A 21,236-nucleotide genomic window follows, 5' to 3' on the forward strand; every position below is an offset into this window, starting at 1 on the left:
ATCGGTCTTTTTCTTTTTTATTTATAATTAACCATTATTATTGTATTGTGTAACTCAAAATAGAAAGCCTTATAAAGTTAAGAATACCAAAGGGTTCAGCGATTGGATCAGTTACACAAAATATAAGATATGGGTAAGTGAAGCGACGGCATAAAAAAGAAGCGTAGTTCGTCAAATGGACGTACCGCTCCATTACTACCATCAAGTTAAGAAATTTATTGTTTCCGATTAAGGGTATCCGTTTTTATGTAATTATTATAGATTTGGAAAAAATAAAAAATCGCCTTATAAAAGGCGATTCATAGTTTATTCATTTTGCATTCTTTTGATAAATAAGTATCTTTTAAAGTTAAATGCGATGTTCTACATTAACGTCTTTCAGGTTCTTTTTCTTTTCTTCTAAGACCGAATAAACCTACTAGTCCTAATAAACCAAGCCACGCCCAATTATTATTATTATCACGATCATTATTTAAATCATTTGTTGTATTCACATTTCGAGTTCTAGTATCATAATTAACTCTATTCATGTTATTGTCATTAACTCGAGTTGTAATATCATTATTGTTAACTCTATTCATATTATTTCCATCGTATTCAGCATGGACACTTGTACCAAAAAACATAATAGTTAGTAATAGGGCACTTAAAATAGATGACAATTTTTTCTTCATAGTTTTCCCTCCTTTCGTGTTTAGTAATATCTCCAGTTCCTTTAGGTAATATTCGTTTAAGAATATATAAGTCCATTTGAATTGAAATTATGATGATCATCTTTAATTTCTATTATTAAAAGTACTGATAATAATGGATTATGTTAATAAAAATATATGTACTATTTATCAGAATAAATTTTTTGAAACAGTACATTCTATAGGGTGTAATTACTATATTTGGGTAAGGTGTTCCTTATGAGTTATAAGAACTTATTTTCTTTAATCTGGAACATGGTTGGGAAAATTTTTTCTATAGTAAGCATTGTTGTTAAAAGATTAATTTCTTTAAGGAGGAATATTTTAATGGGTGTTTTAAGTGGAAATCCACAAAATGAACCAATGCACTACGGAGAAGTCTTTGGAATTTGGAGTTATCTTTCAGCGGCACAGGGCGCAATTGCTGGATATCAAGTTCTTATTAACCACACAGGAGACGAGGATTTAAAGAAATTTTTAGAAAACCTTGTAGAGAATGATATCCAGTCAGAAGTTGAAGAATTAAAAAACTTATTAAAATTAAATGGAGTTGCATTACCACCAGCACCTCCAGAAAGACCGGTTGCATCTATTGAAACGATTCCTCCAGGTGCTCGTATTAATGATGCGGAAATTGCAACTAAAGTTTCTATGGATCTTGCTGCTGGGTTAGTAGCATGTAGCCAAGCTATGGGACAATCACTCCGAGAAGATGTAGGAATGATGTTTGGTCAATTCCATATGAAAAAAGCACAAGCTGGAGCTATATTACTTCGCTTGAATAAGAAAAAAGGTTGGATTATTCCGCCACCATTACATGTTCAACAATCAGAACAAGCATAATACCTTAATCGAAATCCAATTTATTCTTTATGGTTGTTACAATGAGCTTGTCTAGGGAAATAAGGATTATTGGAAAATTAAAATAAGTGGCAGAGTCGTGACCGCTTTTTGGCAGGAAATGTGCCGGTTGTTTTGGATTCAACGTGATATATTGGTATTGTGAGAGTGGCGGAAAACACGACTCACGCCTACCTTTATAATTGATCGTCATGACAAATAGTAATGGTTGTGGATTGAATGGATTGCCGGGTCATGTTTTCAGCAACAGCAGTTTACATGCCAATGCTTTGGAAATGAAGGAGAGCTTTTGCTCTTCTTTCAGTCGCTAACATCGAGACACAAGTAACAGGGAAAGAAATACATTGTTTAGCGATTGAAAGAGGCGTGAAAACACCTTAACCAAACTAAATGAAATATGCGATACACAAACACGACTTGTCTATTTTAGAAAGCTGTTATTCTAGTGAATAGCAGCTTTTTATTTATTAAAGTTAAAACTTCATTTACCGTATTTATAGCAGGAGCAGCAGAAGTATGGTTGCTCCTTTTTATTATGTAAAAAAGGATGGTTATAAATTTGTTGAATCAAGTTCTTAATATGGATTGTTTAGAAGGAATGAAAATGATCGAGGATAAATCAATCGATATGATATTATGTGATTTACCTTATGGGACTACATCATGTAAATGGGACAGCATCATTCCTTTTGATTTGTTATGGGAACAATATGAGCGAATTATAAAGGACAATGGAGCAATCCTTTTAACGGCAAGTCAGCCATTTACAACGAAATTAATTGCTTCTAACATGAAGTTATTTCGTTATGAGTGGATTTGGAAGAAGGGAAATCATACAACCGGATTCCCAAATGCAAATAGAATGCCATTGAAGAATCATGAAAATGTATTAGTATTTTATAAAAAATTACCGAAATATTATCCTCAAGACTTAATCCTTTTGGATAAACCAATTTATAAAAAGAGTACAGGAAAGAAATTAAAAATCTTTGGCAAAAGAAACAACGAATCGTTAAGTAAGATGCATGTAACCAAGTATACAAATTACCCTAAATCAGTATTAGATTTCCCAAGAGATAGTAAAACATTTCATCCAACGCAAAAGCCAGTTTCTCTTTTTGAATATCTAATTAAGACATATACAAAAGAAGGAGAAACGGTATTAGATAATTGCATGGGGTCATTTACTACTGCTATCGCATGTATCAATACAAACCGTAATTACATTGGATTTGAAATGGATGAAGAGTATTGGAAGTTTGGTAATGAACGAGTAGCAAAACATTTACAAACAATTAAGCATCCTTAATGGGGTGCTTTTGTTTTGTGGAAGGAGTGATTAGATGAGTTGGCTTAGTTACTTTTTTGGATGTGGAACAGGATTGATAGTTGGTTTGCTAATCATGATTCAATACCTCAAAGCAAAGGAAGTAAAAGAACTAGATTATAATATTGATGAGTCAGTGAAAAAAGAAATGGAGCAACTGAAAGCAATGAAAGAAAGTAAAGAGCGTTAAAGTTTAGTTGCTAATTACATAAACAATAAACATCTATAATTAATTTATTGTGTATATAAATATAGGTTGTTATGTAAGAAGATTCTATTCTTCTCTATTTACCTATACTTACATTATTACTAATTTATTATGATATCGATGTTGATTTAAAGTATGTTAGTTAAATTAGTGAATCCGCTGCCTTTTTATTTTATAAAGAAGAAAACTTAATGATAATTCTTTTATGGTAAAATAGAGGAAAAAAGTTGGTGGATGAATGTTATTAGGAGCCGGTTTGATTATATTAGGAGTTTTGATTGCCGGTATTACAACATACTATGAAATAAAGAAAGCTGGAGGTATAAGTTGGTTAGCAGTTCTAGTATTCCCTGTGGGCTTAATTATAGCTATGATATTCAATCACTTTGATTTACCAGAGTTTTTAATATTGTTAGGATTAGTATGTATTGTATTAGGTAGCGTTATGGTAATGGATATCAGTATTATATAGAAAAATCTAAACGCAGAGAGCATCTAAAAAGGATGCTTTTTTATTTTATAAAGTAAAAGGAACCAATACAGGCTCCTTAGTTTGATTCTGAAGTTTTGTAATTTTTCTTGATGATATCCTTTATGTCAATGGTAAAAGATATAAGGAATATCACAACCAGAACAACATTTACCCAGTAATATGTATTTCCTGCTGTGAATTTATTATAAAAGGATTGAACATTATACAATATCAGCATTACTGAAAAGAAAGCGGAGCATGCTAACGTACCAAAACTTTTCATAGTGGTCACCTCAATTCTAAAAATTATGGGTTTTATATAATTATACATTAAAATAAATAGATTTAAAATGAATTAATAGGGGTGAATGAGATGAGATTATTTAAACGTAAGCAATCAAAAATAAATAAAAGAAAGTCATCAAGTATTAGCACTACAAGTAGATATAGCAGAAGTTCTAGTTCAAGTGATGACATGTTACTACATACAGGCACTATTAGTTCAAGCTATGGATCAGATTGTAGTAATTACAGTAGTAATGATTCCTCTTCATGCTCTTCACATTCTTCTTATGATTCAAGTAGTTCTTCTGATTGTTGATAATGTAATTGAATGTATTCTTTGAAAATGTAATAGGAATACATGAAGCTGCTCGTATTCTTGGTATTACATCTGGTCATGTAAAGAACTTATGTGCAGATGGGAAGATAGTAGCAAAGAAGATTGGTAGGACATGGGTCATTGATAGGTCAAGATTAAGAGGAGTGAGATGAATGTGTGACCATAAGTATCAAGTGTTAGATAGTGAGACTACTTCTTTTTATTCTAATGCTAAACATTTTGGTATGGATATATCTGCTACGTTCTATTGCGAGAAGTGTCTTGATATCCAACATCGTGAGAAGAGGATTGATACTGGAGCGATTGAGGTAAAGGTTAGTGAATGAATACAAAACCAAACAACAGAAGCGTAAGTTCTATGACAGTGGAACTTGGAAACAATTACGTGAGCAAGTGAAGAAGCGTGACAATTATGAATGCCAAGAGTGCAAACGTAATGGTCGTGTTCAAACTGATACGAATGAGTACAGTGAGAGTGCCAAGCGTAAGAAGATACAATTAGTTGTCCATCATATCAAAGAGCTTGAGAATCATCCAGAACTTGCATTAGAAATAGATAATCTTGAAACAGTCTGTGTGAATTGTCATAACAAAGAACACGGAAGAATTTTCAAAAGAAAACCAAATAAATGGGAAGCTGATGAAAAGTGGTAAAAATACCCCATTTTAAATACCCCCCTTAAAAAATTTCAACTTTTTTAAGAAATGGGGCACCGAGGAGGGGGATGCGATTTTCCAAATTTATGAGCGATTTCGCGCGTTATATTAAATAGGGAATAAATGTAAATTAGAAAGGGGGGAATACTATGGCTAAGATCAAACGTGAAACGCTAAGGAAACGGATTGAAAAAGATTTAACCCGGCAATTAAAAGAGAAAAAAATTGTGGGCAATCATTATGAAGATTTGATCCAAGATTATTTATCCTTGTGGGATTTAAAGTGTATTCTTGTTGATGATATTGAAGAAATGGGAATAAAAGTATCTGGTATGCATGGCCTGAAATCCAATCCTTCCATTAATGATTTACATAAAACCAATGATCGAATGATAAAGATTTTAGATGCACTTGGATTAGAAGCATCGGCTGAAGAAAAGAAAGCTCCTTCAAAACCTAAGCGCTCTGTGAAAGACCTGACATGATTTATAATCAATATGTCAGTGAGTATATCGAAATGTATCGGACAGGGAAAATTAAGCTAAATAAAGAGCGCATAATGCTAATGGAGTACCTGGAGAAATACATCTTAACACGTGATGACTTATATTTTCACAATGAAATGCATGAGGATTATATAAAATTCACAGAGAAATTTTATTTCAAATTACAACCGTTTCAAAAATTTGTTACCACATTTGTATTTCTATTTTATAAAGAAGATGATTCGATTTTTTATGAACAATTTCTTTATATGATGTCTCGTGGTGGTGGTAAAAACGGGTTAATTTCATCGTTATGCCATTTCTTTATTAGTCCATTACATGGAATAGATCGATACAATGTTTCGATTGTGGCCAACAATGAAAAGCAAGCAAAAGTATCATTTCGTGAAGTATATGATGCTATTGAGAGTAATGAAATATTAGAAGATATGTTTTATCGAACAAAGGTTGAAATAACAGGTAATGATACAAAAAGTATTATGCAATATCACACATCTAACGCAAGTTCTAAAGATGGTCTTCGTGATGGCTGTGTTATTTATGATGAGATACATCAATATGAAAACTTTGATGTTGTTAACGTATTCTCTAGTGGACTTGGAAAAGTACCAAATGCTAGGGAATTTTTTATTGGAACAGACGGCTTTGTTCGTGATGGATTCTTGGACAAGATGAAAGAACGAGCAATGAACATTCTTAAAGGTGAAGAGTTAGATGATCCTTTGTTTCCTTTCATCTGTAAAATTGATGAACCAGAGGAAATTGATAATCCTGAAATGTGGGAAAAAGCAAATCCAATGTTTAGCGAACCAAGAAGCCCTTACGCAAAAGGATTATTTAAAAAGGTATTAACTCAATATAAACAATTAGCAAACAATCCATCAAATCGTGAAGAATTCATGACAAAACGTATGAATTATCCTGAAACGGATTTAACAAAATCTGTTGCTACTTGGGAAGAGATATGGCGAACCGGCTACGAAGAAGATGGAGAAACTTTGAGAGAAATTCCTAATCTGCAACATAAAATAGCTGTGGGTGGACTCGACTTCGCCAGCATCAAAGACTTCGCATCTGTCGGATTGCTCTTTAAACATAGAGAGGATTACATTTGGAAAACTCATTCATTTGTACGAAAAGGATTCATAGATAAAGTGAAATTAAAAGCGCCAATTAAAGAGTGGGCTGAAAAGGGATTGCTAACAATTGTAGATGAACCAGTTATTAATATTTCTCATATTGTTGATTGGTTTGTAAAAATGCGTGAGATATATGGAGTTAATACAATCGTTGCTGATACTTTCCGGCTTGATCTTGTTAAAACAGCACTTGAAGCGGAAGGTTTTATATTGTTATATATTCGTAATCCGAAAGCCATTCATTCTTTATTGGCCCCACGAGTTGAAACTTTATTTGCAAATGGACAAATTATCTTCGGGGATAATCCGTTGATGCGTTGGTACACTAACAACGTCTATGTCCACATCAAAAAAGATGGAAACAAAGAGTATCTGAAAAAAGATGAATTTAAAAGAAAAACGGATGGATTCCAAGCTTTTATTCATGCTCTTTGGCAAGCGGATAACATCCTGGAGGATGAGTTTGAGTTTATGTTAGATGGTATTAGTTTTTAGTAAAGGGGGTGATGGCAATTGGATGGTTAGACGGAATATTTAAGAAAAATAGTGAACTAGGATTCATGTTTGATGTGGAGATGTTTATTGAAAAAGCTAATAGAGTCCATATGAAACGATTAGCAATTGATACATGTGTATCCTTTTTAGGAAGAACAATTAGTCAATCGGAGTTTAGAGTGAAAAATGGGGATTCTTATGAGAAGAATGAGCTTTATTATCGATTGAATGTTAGACCAAGCAAAAACATGACAGCAAGTACCTTTTGGGAAAAGTTAGTTTACAAGCTTATTTATGATAATGAATGTTTAGTAATTCAGGCTGATGATGGGGATTTACTCATTGCGGATGACTTTCAACACAATGAATACGCTGTGTTTGAAGATATTTTTACGAATGTGACAGTAAAAGATTATCAGTTTAAGAGAAGCTTTAAACAAAATGAAGTCATTCATTTAAAATATCGAAATGATAAGTTATCACCACTTATTGACAGACTTTTTGCTGATTATGGTGATTTATTCGGAAGAATATTAAACTCTCAAAAACGTAAAAATCAAATTCGCGGCACAGTTGATATGGATATGCTTGCTGCAAAGAGTAAGGAACATCAAGCGAAGCTTCAAGAATTTATCGATAACATGTATAAAGCTATTGGTGAGAAGGATGTCGCTATCATTCCACAGCAACCAGGATTTAAATATGCTGAAGCATCAGGTGGGGGAAATTCTGGTCAAAGTGTGGATGAAATAAACAAAGTAACAAATGGCTTCTTAAACCAAGTGGCAATGGCTATAGGTATTCCTACCGCTTTGTTATATGGAGATATGGCTGATGTTGAAAAGCAAACAAAAAATTATATGCTATTTACCGTAAATCCTTTACTAAAAAAACTATCAGACGAAGCAAATGTGAAATTCTTTGAAATGAAAGAATATCTTTCAGGACAAAAAATTGAAATTAAAGCTGTTTCTTATCAGAATATATTCGACCTTGCGACGAGTATTGATAAACTCATTTCTTCTAGTGCTTTCACAGGTAATGAGCTTCGATTGGAAGTAGGATATGATATTTCAAATGATCCGAACTTGGACAAACACTTTATCACGAAAAACTATGCTGAAATGAGTACAGGTGAAGGAGGCGAGAAAGAAAATGACGATGAAAATTGATGTTAAAGGACCAATCATTTCTAGTGATGAAGCTTGGATTTATGAATGGTTTGAAATGGATGCAACAAGCCCAGGAATGGTTGCAAAAGAACTGACTAATGCCAATGGTGAGGATTTAATTGTATCGATTAATAGTCCTGGTGGTTATGTACACGAAGGATCAGAGATTTATACAGCATTAAAGAATTATCCTGGTCATGTGGAAGTGCAAATTGTTGGTTTAGCTGCAAGCGCGGCTTCTGTTATTGCAATGGCTGGTGATAAAGTTCGAATTTCTCCAACAGCACAAATCATGATTCACAATGCTTCTATGTGGAATGGCGGAGATCATCGCGATATGGAGAAAGCTGCTGAGATGTTAAAAACGACAGATCGAGCAATTGTAAACGCCTATGTCATTAAAAGTGGTAAATCTGAAGAGGAACTACTTAATATGATGGCTGAAGAAACATGGATGGGTCCACAACAAGCATTAGAAAATAATTTTGTGGATGAAATCATGTTTATGGAGAATCCGGTTAAAATGACAGCTTCCAGTACCGTTTCTGCTATGATTCCACAGAAAGTAATCGATGGTTTTCGAAACGGAACACTCAATAAAGAGAAAGCTGAAGGAATTACTAGAGAAGATTTAAATGCTGCATTATCTGGATTGAAAACCGAAATTCTGAACGATTTAAAAACTAATACTGAAGTACAACCAAAAGAGCCAAATCCGAAACCTGTTAAGAACAGTGGATTGAAAAGGCTCTTTTTAAATTTATAAAAATTGGAGGAAACACATAATGGTGATTAAATTTAATAAATCTGAAGCGTTTAGTAAGGCGAAAGCAAAATTAACAGATACTTTAACAAATGCTGAAAGCACAGAACAAGAACAAACGGCTGCTTTTGAAAATTTCTTTGATGCAATGCAAACGGATGTAATTAATACAGTTCGTAATCAAGTAAATGATGAAATGTTAGATCGTTCTATTCTTCAACAACGTGGTCAAAATGTGCTAACGGCAGCAGAAACAAAATTCTTTAATGCAGTTGTACAAGAAGGTGGATTTAAAGATGGATCTATCCTTCCAGAAACTACACAAGAGCGTGTATTTGAGGATTTAGTGACTGAACATCCTTTACTTGAAGCTCTTGGACTTCAAGATTTAGGTGCGGTAACTAAGTTTATTTACTCTGATGCAACTAAAGCATATGCATGGGGTGAGTTATTCGGTGAAATTCGAGGACAAGTAAATGCCGCGTTCAGAGAAGAAAAAATTGGGCAACTGAAATTGACTGCATTTGCAGCTATTCCAAACGATATGCTAGAACTTGGTCCAGAGTGGGTTGAACGTTATGTTCGAACTTTATTAGTAGAATCTTATTCTGTTGGTTTAGAGTTTGGGTTTGTAAATGGTGGTGGATCAGTAGCACATCAACCTGTAGGTTTAATGAAAAATGTAAATGCATCTACAGGAGCCGTTACAAATAAAACATCATCCGGTACATTAACATTTGCTCCTTCTGAGCATGGTGAAGTGATTGCTGGTGAACTTTATGAAGTAGTGAAAGCTTTATCTGTTGATGATAAAGGGAAATCTCGTAAAGTATTAAATAAAATTGTGATGGTTGTAAATCCTGTGGATGCAATCGGTGTACAAGCTCGTAATACAATTCAAACAGCAACTGGTCAATGGGTAATGGCATTACCTTATAACATTCAAACTGTAGAATCTGAAGAAGTGCCAGTCGGTAAAGCATTGTTCTTTGTAAAAGGTCAATACCTTGCAGCGATTGCTGGTGGATACAAACTCAAAAAGTTCGATCAAACGTTAGCGATTGAAGATGCTACACTTTACACAATTAAACAGTTTGCTAACGGTAAACCAAAAGATAATAAAGCAGCTCTTGTATATGATTTGAAAATTTCCTTCGTTTCTCAAACTCCACCAACGCAAGGGTGATGTGAATGGATACAGTAATTTCAAATGAAATATTACAGCAATTCAAAGAAAGGATGCGCTTGGGTGATGATGAAGACGATAACCTAAGACGTATCCTTTTTGCATCCAATGAAGATTTAAAAAGAATCTGTGGATCTTATGATTTAAATAAAGACGAGGTGTTCAAAGAGCTAGTCTTTGAGCGCTCTCGTTATGTTTATAACGATGCTCTTGAGTATTTTGACAAGAATTTTTTAAGTCAGATTAATAGTTTGAGCATCGATAAAGCTTTAGAAGAAATTAAGTTGGACGGTGATTAATATGCGTCCTTTCCAGTATAAAAAGCCGTTAAATACAGGTGATTTTAGAAATAGAATCATTATTGAACAACCAATAGCAATAGAAGATGAATTAGGTCAAACGAGTGAAGATGAAATAATTTGGAAAGAGTTAAAAAAAGCGTGGGCTATGATAAAAACGCTAAAGGGTTCTGAATATATTGCAGCTTCAGCTTCACAAGCGACAAAGACATATCGTTTTGTTATCCCTTATACTTCTGGAATTACAGAAGAAATGAGGATTAATTTAAAGGGGCGTATTTTTGACATTATCGAACCGCCAATGAATGATGATGAAATGTATCAAACATTAACCATCATTGCAAAGGAGCGTGTTTAGTATGAATGACTTTGCAAGTGAGATTGCTAGAGAATTACAAAGATATGCAAATGTAATTGAAGAAGGTATTGAAGTGGCGAAAGTAGAGGTTTCGGATAATCTTGTAAGTGAATTAAAACAAAAAAGCCCTAAGTTAACAGGAAGCTATCGTAAAGGGTGGCGGTCCACAAAACAAGGAAATAAGATCATTGTTCATAACGCTACAAGATATCAATTAACTCATTTGTTAGAAAAAGGTCATGCGAAAAAAGGCGGTGGTCGCGTTCCAGCTAAAGTTCATATTGCTCCAGCAGAAGAACACGCGATAAATGATTTCTTAGCACGTGTGGAAGGAGCGATAAGACAATGACATTATCTGAATTAAAGCAGATTCTTGACGCTACAGGTTATCCAGTGGCCTATTCACACTTCGCAGCAACACCTAAAAAACCAGTACCTTCTCCACCTTACATTTGTTACCTTGTGGAAGGTTCGTCTAATATGATTGCTGATAATAAAGTTTATCAAAAAATAAATGATGTAAATATTGAGCTTTATACAACTAAAAAAAATTTGGTCGCAGAAGCCAAATTAGAAAAAGCCTTAGATGATCATGGGATACCTTATGAATCATTTGAGGCTTTTATTGAGTCTGAAAAATTATTTCAAAAAATATATGAAGTGAGGTTGATTTAAATGCCAGAAAACAAAGTATCTTTTGGTTTGAAAAATGTTCGTTATGCAACGTATGAAGTAAAAGATGGTGCGGTAACATTCGGAACACCAATCCAAATGCCAGGTGCGGTAGAACTAACAAACGAGCCACGTGGTGATTTAATAGAGTTTTATGTAGATGATATGCTTTATTACTCAGCAGATAATAACCAAGGTTATGAAGGAACTTTAAATATTGCAGTACTTCCAGAGCAATTTGTTGTAGATGCGTTAGGCGAGCAATTAGATGAAACAGACGGAGTACTAAACGAGTTAGCCGATGCAAAAGGAAAGCCCTTCGCACTATTATTTGAATTCGATGGTGATGTAAAAGCGACTCGACATGTTATGTACAATTGCTCAGCAAGTCGTCCTAACATTTCATCTAAATCAAAAACAAATTCTGCTGAACCTAATACAAATGAGCTAAAATTCGTTGCTAGTCCACTTATTTTGACTCCTGGTGGTAGACCAATGGTTAAAACAAAAACAACATCTAAAACAACACCAGCAATTTATGATAACTGGTACAAAAATGTATACGTAAAATCAACAGCACCACAGGGGGCATAATTAGATGGAAAAAACAATTGTAATAGATGGTAAACAGGTCCGATTAAAAAGTACAGCCGCAACTGTTAAACGTTATAAGGCTCAATTTAGACGTGATTTATTTGCGGATATGATGAAGTTAGGGGTAATTGGAAATATTTCATCTCAAGATGGTACACAAAATCCTGTTGATATCTCTAATTTTGATTTTAGTAAAGTAGATTTTGAAGTTATATATGACTTGGTTTGGTTATACGCTAAAACCGCTAATCCAAGTATTCCTGATCCAATCACATGGCTTGATGGTTTCGATGAATTCCCTATTTATGATATCATGCCAGAAATTGACGACATGATTGAAAGTACAATGGGAGCAAAAAAAAAATAACAGAAAATGATGAAGAGCAAGGAGCTATTGGTGATGAAGAATTAACCACCGATACGTTCCTTGCTCTTTGTTATAAAGCAAAGTTAACACATTGGGATTTGGAAGTCATGACCGTTGGCGATTGCTTTGATTATATTGCTGAATTTGCTGAAATTGAAAATCCGAAGAAAGACAAAGTGAGAAAAGCGACTCAAAAAGACTACGATTCTTTCTAAAGAAGAGAGGTGAGACTATGGCAGGAAGTAGAATAAAGGGTATCACGGTTGAAATTGGTGGCGATACAGTCGGCTTGCAAAATGCCTTAAAAGACGTTAATAAACGTAGCAATGACTTAACTAAAGAATTAAAAGATGTTGAGCGTCTGTTGAAATTTAACCCTGGTAATGTGGAAGCTTTGGCTCAAAAAAAACAACTGTTAACGCAACGCATTGAAGCTACTACTGAGAAATTAGATAAATTGAAAGCAGCCGAGCAACAGGTACAAGCGCAATTTGAACGTGGTGATATTGGTGAGGAACAATATCGAGCGTTTAGACGTGAAATTGAGTATACAGAAGGATCTCTTAAAGGTTTAAAAAACAACCTTTCTAATATGAAAGCCGAGCAAGAAAACGTTGCTAATTCAACTCGACAATTAGAAACCCTTTTTCGAGCGACTGGGACAAATGTAGATCAATTTGCAGAAGCATTAGGCGGACATTTAACAAATGCTATCCGGCAAGGAACAGCCACTTCCAAACAGCTTGAAGAAGCTATTGAACGCATTGGGCGTGAAGCATTAGGTGCAGATGCTGATATTGAGAAATTACAACGTGCTCTTCGTTCTGTGGATGATGGAAACTCTATTGAAAATGTACGTAATGAACTACGAGAGTTATCACAAGAAGCTGAAAGGGCTCAAAAAAGTTTTAAAGAATTAGACATTGGTTTAGAAAATGTCCTTGGTGGATTAGTTGCTGGTGGTGGTATAGCAGGGACTATTGAGCAAGCACTTGATATGTCTAAACTAAAAACGAAAATTGATATAACTTTTGAGGTGCCTGAATCATCCAAAAGATCAGTTGAAGAAGCTGTTAGAGGTATCGAAGCTTATGGCGTTGATGGAGAAGTTGCTCTGGAAGGTGTAAGACGACAATGGGCATTAAATAAGAATGTCAGTGATGAAGCAAATGCAGCAGTTGTCAAGGGCGCAGCAGCTATAGCGACTGCTTATACCGGTATAGATTTTAATGAGTTAATTCAAGAAACACATGAAATTGCTAATGAATTAGGAATAACCGATGACGCTGCATTAGGATTAACGAGCACTCTTTTAAAAGTCGGTTTCCCTCCTGAACAGTTGGACGTAATCGCTGAATACGGTGGGCAGCTAACACGGGCTGGATATCAAGCTGAAGAAGTCCAGGCCATTATGGAAGCTGGGGTTGAAACTGGTACTTGGAATATTGATAATCTCTTAGATGGACTAAAGGAGGGGCGCATCAAAGCCGCTGAATTTGGTCAAGGTGTCGATAAAGCTATGACTGAAGTTCTCCAAGGTACTAATATTTCAGCTGAACAGTTACAAAAATGGGGGCAGTCTGTTGCTAAAGGCGGTAAAGAAGGCTCCACTGCTATGACTGAGATTGCAAAAGCATTAGAAAATGTTGAAGACAAAACAAAACGTAATGAATTAGGTGTAAAACTCTTCGGTAGATGATAAATTGTGCCGAAATAAAATCGCGGGATTAACCAAGAAGGGTGCGATTCCTAACTTGAACCGAAGGCTATACAAAGTATAGTCAGGGGCAGAGCATAGAGGGTGAAAAGATATAATCCCTCCACGAGACCGCGACACTTTATAAGTGAAAACGTATGCCGAACTTGCATTAATATGAAGTGCAAGAAGTAGAGGATAAAAAGCCTTTACGATAACACAATGACAATGTGGGAAGACCAAGGAGATAACATAACATACGCATTACTTGGGGCACAGAGTAAAGTAGTTGATTTCAAAAAGAATCAAAATCAATTGAATGATTCTATTAAGAAGATGGATGCAAACCCAGCTGTTAAAATGCAAAAAGCATTGGGAGATTTAAAGATAGCCCTTGAGCCAGTTTTATCCGTTGTAGCTGATCTTGTAGCTAAATTTGCTGAATGGGTTACTAATAATCCGACATTGGCGGCAACACTAGCAGCAATTGCAACAGCAATAGGAATTATCGCTGGTGCAGCTATGGCATTAGCGCCAATTGTGATTACTATAACCAGCATATCAGCCGCAATGTTAGGGTGGATCTTGGTTATCCCAATTATCATTGCGGCAGTTATAGGATTAGGCGTAGCGATTTATCAAAACTGGGCATCTATTAAAACTTGGACAATAGATACCTATAATTTTATTAAAGAATTTTTAATTGGATTGTGGAGTGGGATTGTCGAAACGGCATCTAGTTGGCTATCAATGCTTGTTGAAACAGTAAGCGGTTGGTGGAAATCTCTTGTGGAGACAACAACAAGTTGGTTATCTTCTTTGGTGGAAACGGCATCTTCTTGGTGGTCTTTTCTTGTTGAAACGACAGTTCAATTTTTCGGTCAACTAAAAACAAAGTGGGAAGAAACTTGGAATGCCATCCTTACATTTTTAGGTCCTATTATTTCGTTAATTTCTACTATTCTACAAGCAGGATGGCTACTTATTACAGCTACTACACAAATTGCCTGGGCTGCAATAAGTAAATACATTATTAATCCAATAACAGATGCATATAACTGGGTGAGTGGAAAAATTGGCGAATTAGTTACCTGGTTAAGTGGAAGATATGAGGAAATAAAATCGGCTACATCTGCAGCTTGGTCATTAGTGAAGCAGTACATTATACAACCTATTCAAGATGCGTATAGCTGGTTAAGTGGAAAACTAAGCGATTTAGCAAATTGGATACTTAGAAACTGGGAATCTATAAAATCAACTACACTATCAGCTTGGAATTCTGTGAAACAACATATTATTGATCCAATTACACAGGCCTATAATAATGTGAAAGAAAAAGTTTCAGAAATGTATAATACAGCAAATGAAAAATTTCAGAGTATTAAAAGCGCAGCTAGTGAAAAATTTAATGAAGCAAAAAATGCTATTGTTAATCCAATAAAAGAAGCTGCAGATACAGTGAAGGGTTGGATTGATAAAATCACTGGATTCTTTAGTAATCTTAAATTGAAAATCCCAACACCAGAAATGCCTAAATTACCTCATTTCAGCTTACAAACTAGCACGAAAAATGTTTTAGGAAAAGACATTACTTATCCATCTGGAATTAATGTGGATTGGTATGCAAAAGGTGGTATCTTCACTAAGCCCACAATTTTCGGTATGAATGGCGGACGTTTTCAAGCTGCTGGAGAAGCGGGACGAGAAGCCGTGCTTCCGCTGAATAAAAAGACACTTGGAGATATTGGTGAAGGAATTGCTGCTACTATGCAACTATCACCACCAAATGAACAGCCATTAATAGGCACAATGAATCAATTAATGAGTGATATGAGCCGTATGGTGGCTAGCTCCATGAATCAATTATCAGGATTAAAAACTGTGATGAGTGGCGTATATGACAGCATGGCAAATAGTAGACAATCAATGGTGAGTAATGTTGCAAATCCAATATTTAATTATTCGCCTGGTCAGTCAATGGCTAATGGCACAATTCCGATGCAGGGTGGCGAGTTTGTAATTGAAGTACCTGTCATTTTAGAAGGTAAAGACGTAGCACGTGGAACTTATCGTTATACAACTGAGTACCAAAGAAGAGAAGAAGAAAGAAACTCAGCCTTTAAGGGTTAGGGTTTCTTTTGTTTTATAAAGAAAAGAGGTGTCAAAATGAGTTCTTTTACATTTGACAATCAACGAAAAAATTTCATTCAAATAGAAAAAGGATGGAAAAGACCAACATGGGCGCCATTAAAGAGAAACTTATTACAAGTTTCTAATTATCCAGGAGCGAGATTATTAAGTACAGAAACCGATATTCGTGTACTTCCTATTCCGGTAGGAATTATCGTTCCAGATGGATCTGATTTAGAAAAATTAAAAGAAGAAATTGCTGGTTGGCTTATCACAGAACAGCCAGTTGAGCTGATTTTTGATGCAGAACCGGACAGAATTTATATGGCTGTTGTGGATGAAAGTTTCGATCCAGAAGAATTTGTCACTCTTGGCAAAGGTGTAATCAAGTTCATTTGTCCGATGCCCTATAAATTATCAAAAGATAAAAAGAAATATAGTCTGGAAAGCAAAACTGGTACAGAATTATCACTTAGTGTAGAAGTCGAAAACAAAGGTACAGTGCAAACAAAGCCTGTCTTTAGTGTTACAGCCGAAAGAGAAAGTACATTCTTCGATATAGATACTAACGATGGACAGTTTTTCCGAATCGGTTATCCAGCAACTGTGGAGGAAAGGCCTTTTATTAAAGAAGAACTAATTGCCGATTTACCTATGAGTCCTATAGGTTGGACAACAGCTAATTATGTAGATAACGGAAAAATCGCTGGTTCGTTTGCGAATTTAGGCGAGGGACCACTTCAGACAGCTGATTATGGTACAGGAACTGGATGGCATGGTCCTGCGCTGAAGCGCTCACTTTCAGTACCTATCCAAAATTTCAAAGTGGAAGTTGACTTGAGTTTTCAAATGACGTCATATGATCTCGGCCGCATGGAAGTCTATTTGCTAGATGAAGCTAGTGAAATCATAGGGAAAATGGCAATTTTCCGTAACCAATTAGGAACATCTTTTACATGGGTAGATATTCATGCAGGAAATAAAGATAACATGGTTCAAATCATTGGCTCTCATGGTACTTATGAAAATACATGGGATCTATTCCCTGGTGTATTACGTATTGTTCGTGTAAACCAACGTTGGGAAGCATATGTTGCACGGATAGATAGTGATGGTAATCATGATTCTGCAATGTTCCGTGTGTTTAACGATATAGAAGATCGATTTAATCAAAGTAAACTCGCTCAAATCGTTGTTCACAGTGCTGTATTTGACGATATCGGAACTAAGCGACAAACTTTCAATCAATTACGCGTATGGCGTTATAACAATCCAGCTGATTTTAATGTACCTTACATTATTACAGCTGGTGACAAAATAGAAATAGATTGTGAGACAAGTGATATTCGAGTAAATGGAGAAAGCCAATTGTTTTTAAAAGACTTTAACAGTGATTTTTTACAATTACAAAAAGGGAAAACGAAGATTTCAGCATATCCTCGTGATATTGGAAAAGTCGATGTGGAATTTAGGGAGCGGTATCGATGAAAAATACACTACACATTCTTGATTTTAAAACAGAAGCAACGGTTGGGATTATTGATGGAGAAGATTATCGAGATGACGCTCGAAAATGGGATTTAGAAAATGCTTTAGATACATTCGAATTTGAGGTAAATGAAGATATACGAGATTCATTCACTTTAATGAGTCGTAATATAATTGCGAAACGTGTACGAGAAGGTGGATATGTTACCTACTTCATTACTGAAATCGACCAGGGATCTGATAAACGTTCGAAAAAAATTGTAGCACTTAGCGAACATGTAAAATTGAAAGGTGCTAAAGTTATCCTTCCACAAAAACTAGAACAATACACAGTTGCTCAATTAATCGATTTCTGTGTGAAAGGAACAAAGTGGAAACGAGGAGTTACAGAGTTTGCTAGTTTTCGAACGATAAATATTGATAAACCAACTAATCCATTGGGTTTATTGCAACGTTTAAAATCTGAATTTGGGATGGAATTACGTTTCCGCACAGTTATTAAAGGCAATCAAATTGTTGCTAGATATGTAGATGCTGTAAAAAGGGTTGGAAGCGATAGCGGTAAAGAAATCACACTAGGTAAAGATTTGATTGGCATTCGTCGAATTGAGAACTCACAAAATATTGTTACCGCACTTGTTCCACTATTGGATAAAGGCGAAGATGGAATTTTAACAATTGAAAATGTAAATGACGGGAAAAACTTCATCTATGATTTTGATGCATTTAAACGTTGGAACCAAGATGGACATCATATTTATGACATATATACACCGCAAACAGAAGACCAAGATATGAAGCCGGAACGTTTGAAACAATTAGGGGAAATGGAATTAAAGAAGCGAATTAATGCTTCGGTAATATATGAAGTTGATGCACAGTCATTAGAAAAGATTTTCGGTCTATCTCATGAAGCAATTAGACGTGGAGATACGATTCGAATTAAAGATACAAAGTTTTCTCCACCATTGTATTTAGAAGCAAGAGCGATTGGTGGGGAAGAGTGTGATACAAATCCATCTCAAGATAAATATTACTTTGGTGATTATCGTGAATTAGAAAACGTTCGTAGTCGTTTAGATAAAATGTATGAACGTATTTTGGCTATGTTTGCCGGGAAAGCATCAAAAGCATTGCTAGATGCGTTAGATAAAGCTGTACAAGAAACTAATGAAACAGTAAAAGTTGTAAAAGAAGAAAGTGCATCTGCAAAAGAAATTGCTGAACAGGTACTAGAAAACCAAGATAAATTCCAAACAGCAATCAGAGATGGAGCTATTCCACCTACTTCTGATTTAATACCTGGTAAAACACTTTGGCGTGATATAAGTAAGAAACCATATATGTTATATCTTTGGAATGGAACGGAGTGGGACAAAATTGGTATAAATGCACCAGAGGAAATTGGAGCAGTTACGACAACTGAATTTGAAGAAACCGCAAATTTCATTACACAAAGTGTTCAAACGGTAGAAAGAAAGCAGACAGAGCAAAGTGAAGCTTTAAGCGAAGCGAAAGGTCAATTAGATGTCCTTTCTGAGCAAGTAAAAGCAAAAGTTTCGATTACTGAGGTAAGTGATTATTTAGATAAAATCGGTACAATTAACGATATTCGCAACAGTGAATGGTTAAAAGATGCAAAATACTGGGTTGTAAATGAAGAAGCGTGGTCATTAGATACCAATAAGAAGTTTGAAAATGCTAATACAATGAGATTTTACGCAGTGGGACAACCACGGAAATATTACTCTATTTATAGTGAGTTTGTAACATGTGCCGCTTCAGAGGAATTTGTAGCTTCTATATACTCATTTGCTAATGATATAACAACAATTAATCACAGGGCAGCATGCGAATATGAGTTTTGGGATGATACGTCTCGATTCCAAAAAGAAGCTTTCGAGATGAAACCAGATAAAAATAACGAATGGCAACGATTTTCTGGGAAGGTAACTATACCGGAAAATTGCAAGAAAATTAGACTTCGTATTTTCGTGTCAGAAAATGGTTTGATGTGGGTTGCTAAACCACAACTACAACGTGGATCCGTAGCGTCGATTCATCTTCCAAATCCTAACGACACAATTAACCGGGATGAACTTATTGATAAAATCGCTGAAAAAGTAGCGTTAGAAGACTACAACAAAAAAACCGAAAGTATTGATCGTGAAATTGAGTTAGCTAAAGAAGGTATCTCACTTTCAGCAAAAAAAGACGAGGTTTATACAAAAAAACAAGCGGATGGTGAGTTCGCCAAGGACGCCTATGTAAAAGAGATGGAAGGTCGTATTGATATCACAGAAGAAAACATTCTTAACACTGTCAAAAAAGGCGGCATCATTTCATCTATAAACCAAACAGCAGAACAAATTACTATCGATGTTAAAAAGTTAAATATCAATGCCGATACAATCGTTACATGGTTAACAGCAAAAGGTATTAATGCAGATATTATTAAAATCAGTGGTAATAAAGTAACAATTGATAAAAATGGAATTACGGCAAAAATGGCTGACTTCTTATTCGAAGATTTAAATGGTCAAAAATTCTCTGTTATTCCAAGGAAAAATCTTATCGTTGACCATTGCTTTGCCCATATTACCAAGGGTCCATTACAAAACCAAATGGCACCGATTGTCTATAGTCCGTTTTGGAGAAAATTCGGTAATCCTTACATTGAAAACTATGCATATGATTTCGGTGTGGAAGGTATGGTTAATGCTATGCGTATTAATGTAGCGGATTGGATTCGTTTTAACTTATTTAATGAAGTGAAACGTGGTAAAAAGTACACATATTCTGCCCATTTCAGATGTGCGATTCTGAATGGACAGAAGGTTACTGCAGCACCAAGCTTACGGGTTATTTTCGGTAAATATAATGGCGATACTCCAGTTGAAGGTATACGAGTGCTAAAACAATATCCGGCACCAAGTACAGACGGGAAAATTGTTCGGTATGCTGTTACATTCACTGTTCCTGATGATTATGACGAAAACAACGGATTCTGTTACTTCGATATATTTGGTGGTGGCGAGCTATCAAAGAATCAATCATGTGTTGTTGGTGGAGTGCAACTTGTGGAAGGTGAAACACCGTGTATGTACAACTGGGATATGTCATATGAGCAAATGGTCAATGGAATCGTACCGTTTTCAGGGTTTGCACTAGGAGATGTCAATAACTCGTATATATACGAGAATGGTCGAAATAAAATATTCAATATTACTTCGCAAGGTGAGGGAGAGTCACTACGGGTATTGGGTAATACACATTCATTTATTTCATGGTGGAATGCTAGTGGGCGTTACGCTTGGATGGGATTAGGGCAATCGGGTGCATCGCGTTTCACAATTAACACAGATAGACCTGTTTCATTTTCGAATCAGGTCGAGATAAATGGGATTAACATTGGTGGTGGTGCATATGGTAGTCCCGGTTCTATGAACTATTATAACGGTGCAAAAGGTTGGGGATTTTATGTCCACGATGGTGCTTGGAGATACTTAAATTACTAGAAAAGGAGACTGGA

Annotated in this window: 23 protein-coding genes and 2 pseudogenes; 23 read left to right on the forward strand and 2 right to left on the reverse strand. The window is 35.3% G+C overall.

What is annotated here, in order from left to right; translation table 11 throughout:
• Positions 1-368: 368 nt before the first annotated feature.
• Positions 369-674, reverse strand: a complete 306-nt coding sequence (locus LOK41_RS14725) for a WGxxGxxG family protein (protein ID WP_241817198.1) — start codon at positions 672-674, stop codon at positions 369-371.
• A gap of 345 nt (positions 675-1,019) precedes the next feature.
• On the opposite strand from LOK41_RS14725, the gene LOK41_RS14730 reads away from it, so the two are divergent.
• The 4 genes from LOK41_RS14730 (at position 1,020) to LOK41_RS14745 (ending at position 3,560) form a co-directional block, all read left to right on the forward strand.
• A complete protein-coding gene (locus LOK41_RS14730; RefSeq protein ID WP_241817199.1) occupies positions 1,020-1,535 on the forward strand; it encodes a DUF3231 family protein in 516 nt (171 codons plus the stop codon).
• Between the two features lie 577 nt (positions 1,536-2,112).
• The gene (locus LOK41_RS14735; protein ID WP_241817200.1) at positions 2,113-2,862 is read left to right on the forward strand and encodes a DNA-methyltransferase; all 750 of its coding nucleotides are present in this window, start codon (positions 2,113-2,115) and stop codon (positions 2,860-2,862) included.
• 34 nt (positions 2,863-2,896) lie between these two features.
• Entirely contained in the window at positions 2,897-3,070 is a 174-nt protein-coding gene (locus LOK41_RS14740; protein ID WP_241817201.1) for a hypothetical protein, read from the forward strand.
• Between the two features lie 256 nt (positions 3,071-3,326).
• Complete coding sequence (locus LOK41_RS14745) at positions 3,327-3,560, forward strand: hypothetical protein (RefSeq protein WP_241817202.1); 234 nt, start codon at positions 3,327-3,329, stop codon at positions 3,558-3,560.
• Positions 3,561-3,636: 76 nt separating this feature from the next.
• On the opposite strand, the gene LOK41_RS14750 is transcribed toward LOK41_RS14745, so the two are convergent.
• Positions 3,637-3,843 (reverse strand): hypothetical protein, encoded by a 207-nt coding sequence (locus LOK41_RS14750; RefSeq protein WP_241817203.1) that lies wholly within the window; start codon positions 3,841-3,843, stop codon positions 3,637-3,639.
• A gap of 326 nt (positions 3,844-4,169) precedes the next feature.
• Here LOK41_RS14750 and LOK41_RS14755 point away from each other — a divergent pair, with 326 nt between their 5' ends.
• The 19 genes and pseudogenes from LOK41_RS14755 to LOK41_RS14845 all read left to right on the forward strand — a co-directional run bounded on the left by LOK41_RS14755 (position 4,170) and on the right by LOK41_RS14845 (position 21,222).
• Positions 4,170-4,334 (forward strand): helix-turn-helix domain-containing protein, encoded by a 165-nt coding sequence (locus LOK41_RS14755; RefSeq protein WP_241817204.1) that lies wholly within the window; start codon positions 4,170-4,172, stop codon positions 4,332-4,334.
• A complete protein-coding gene (locus LOK41_RS14760; protein WP_241817205.1) occupies positions 4,335-4,508 on the forward strand; it encodes a hypothetical protein in 174 nt (57 codons plus the stop codon).
• Positions 4,501-4,836: an HNH endonuclease gene (locus LOK41_RS14765; RefSeq protein WP_241817206.1), complete on the forward strand. Its 336-nt coding sequence runs from the start codon at positions 4,501-4,503 to the stop codon at positions 4,834-4,836. The genes LOK41_RS14760 and LOK41_RS14765 overlap by 8 nt, the downstream gene beginning before the upstream one ends.
• 152 nt (positions 4,837-4,988) lie before the next feature.
• Positions 4,989-5,324 (forward strand): P27 family phage terminase small subunit, encoded by a 336-nt coding sequence (locus tag LOK41_RS14770; RefSeq protein WP_241817207.1) that lies wholly within the window; start codon positions 4,989-4,991, stop codon positions 5,322-5,324.
• Positions 5,321-6,979: a terminase TerL endonuclease subunit gene (locus LOK41_RS14775; RefSeq protein WP_241817208.1), complete on the forward strand. Its 1,659-nt coding sequence runs from the start codon at positions 5,321-5,323 to the stop codon at positions 6,977-6,979. The genes LOK41_RS14770 and LOK41_RS14775 overlap by 4 nt, the downstream gene beginning before the upstream one ends.
• Before the next feature lie 8 nt (positions 6,980-6,987).
• A complete protein-coding gene (locus LOK41_RS14780) occupies positions 6,988-8,151 on the forward strand; it encodes a phage portal protein (protein ID WP_241817209.1) in 1,164 nt (387 codons plus the stop codon).
• On the forward strand, positions 8,135-8,917 hold the full coding sequence (locus LOK41_RS14785; RefSeq protein ID WP_241817210.1) for a head maturation protease, ClpP-related: 783 nt from the start codon (positions 8,135-8,137) through the stop codon (positions 8,915-8,917). The genes LOK41_RS14780 and LOK41_RS14785 overlap by 17 nt, the downstream gene beginning before the upstream one ends.
• Before the next feature lie 19 nt (positions 8,918-8,936).
• Complete coding sequence (locus LOK41_RS14790; protein WP_241817211.1) at positions 8,937-10,100, forward strand: phage major capsid protein; 1,164 nt, start codon at positions 8,937-8,939, stop codon at positions 10,098-10,100.
• Between the two features lie 5 nt (positions 10,101-10,105).
• Entirely contained in the window at positions 10,106-10,399 is a 294-nt protein-coding gene (locus LOK41_RS14795) for a hypothetical protein (protein ID WP_241817212.1), read from the forward strand.
• 1 nt (position 10,400) lies between these two features.
• Positions 10,401-10,757, forward strand: coding sequence for a phage head closure protein (locus LOK41_RS14800; RefSeq protein WP_241817294.1), 357 nt, complete (start codon positions 10,401-10,403; stop codon positions 10,755-10,757).
• A gap of 1 nt (position 10,758) precedes the next feature.
• Positions 10,759-11,106: an HK97 gp10 family phage protein gene (locus LOK41_RS14805; RefSeq protein ID WP_277818639.1), complete on the forward strand. Its 348-nt coding sequence runs from the start codon at positions 10,759-10,761 to the stop codon at positions 11,104-11,106.
• Complete coding sequence (locus LOK41_RS14810) at positions 11,103-11,432, forward strand: hypothetical protein (RefSeq protein ID WP_241817214.1); 330 nt, start codon at positions 11,103-11,105, stop codon at positions 11,430-11,432. Before LOK41_RS14805 ends, LOK41_RS14810 begins: the two co-directional genes overlap by 4 nt.
• The gene (locus LOK41_RS14815; protein WP_241817215.1) at positions 11,433-12,023 is read left to right on the forward strand and encodes a major tail protein; all 591 of its coding nucleotides are present in this window, start codon (positions 11,433-11,435) and stop codon (positions 12,021-12,023) included.
• 4 nt (positions 12,024-12,027) lie between these two features.
• Positions 12,028-12,390: a hypothetical protein gene (locus LOK41_RS14820; protein WP_241817216.1), complete on the forward strand. Its 363-nt coding sequence runs from the start codon at positions 12,028-12,030 to the stop codon at positions 12,388-12,390.
• Between the two features lie 26 nt (positions 12,391-12,416).
• On the forward strand, positions 12,417-12,605 hold the full coding sequence (locus LOK41_RS29115; RefSeq protein WP_241817295.1) for a hypothetical protein: 189 nt from the start codon (positions 12,417-12,419) through the stop codon (positions 12,603-12,605).
• A 17-nt stretch (positions 12,606-12,622) separates the two neighbouring features.
• Positions 12,623-14,083: pseudogene (locus tag LOK41_RS14830) on the forward strand (hypothetical protein); the annotation flags it as partial.
• Positions 14,084-14,311: 228 nt separating this feature from the next.
• A pseudogene (locus tag LOK41_RS14835) lies at positions 14,312-16,216 on the forward strand (phage tail tape measure protein); the annotation flags it as partial.
• A gap of 36 nt (positions 16,217-16,252) precedes the next feature.
• Complete coding sequence (locus LOK41_RS14840) at positions 16,253-17,704, forward strand: distal tail protein Dit (protein WP_241817217.1); 1,452 nt, start codon at positions 16,253-16,255, stop codon at positions 17,702-17,704.
• Positions 17,701-21,222, forward strand: coding sequence for a phage tail spike protein (locus LOK41_RS14845; protein ID WP_241817218.1), 3,522 nt, complete (start codon positions 17,701-17,703; stop codon positions 21,220-21,222). Before LOK41_RS14840 ends, LOK41_RS14845 begins: the two co-directional genes overlap by 4 nt.
• Positions 21,223-21,236: the final 14 nt, after the last annotated feature.

Origin of the sequence: Bacillus sp. TL12 (assembly GCF_022625245.1) — a bacterium.
In the GTDB taxonomy this organism is placed as follows: domain Bacteria; phylum Bacillota; class Bacilli; order Bacillales; family Bacillaceae_G; genus Bacillus_A.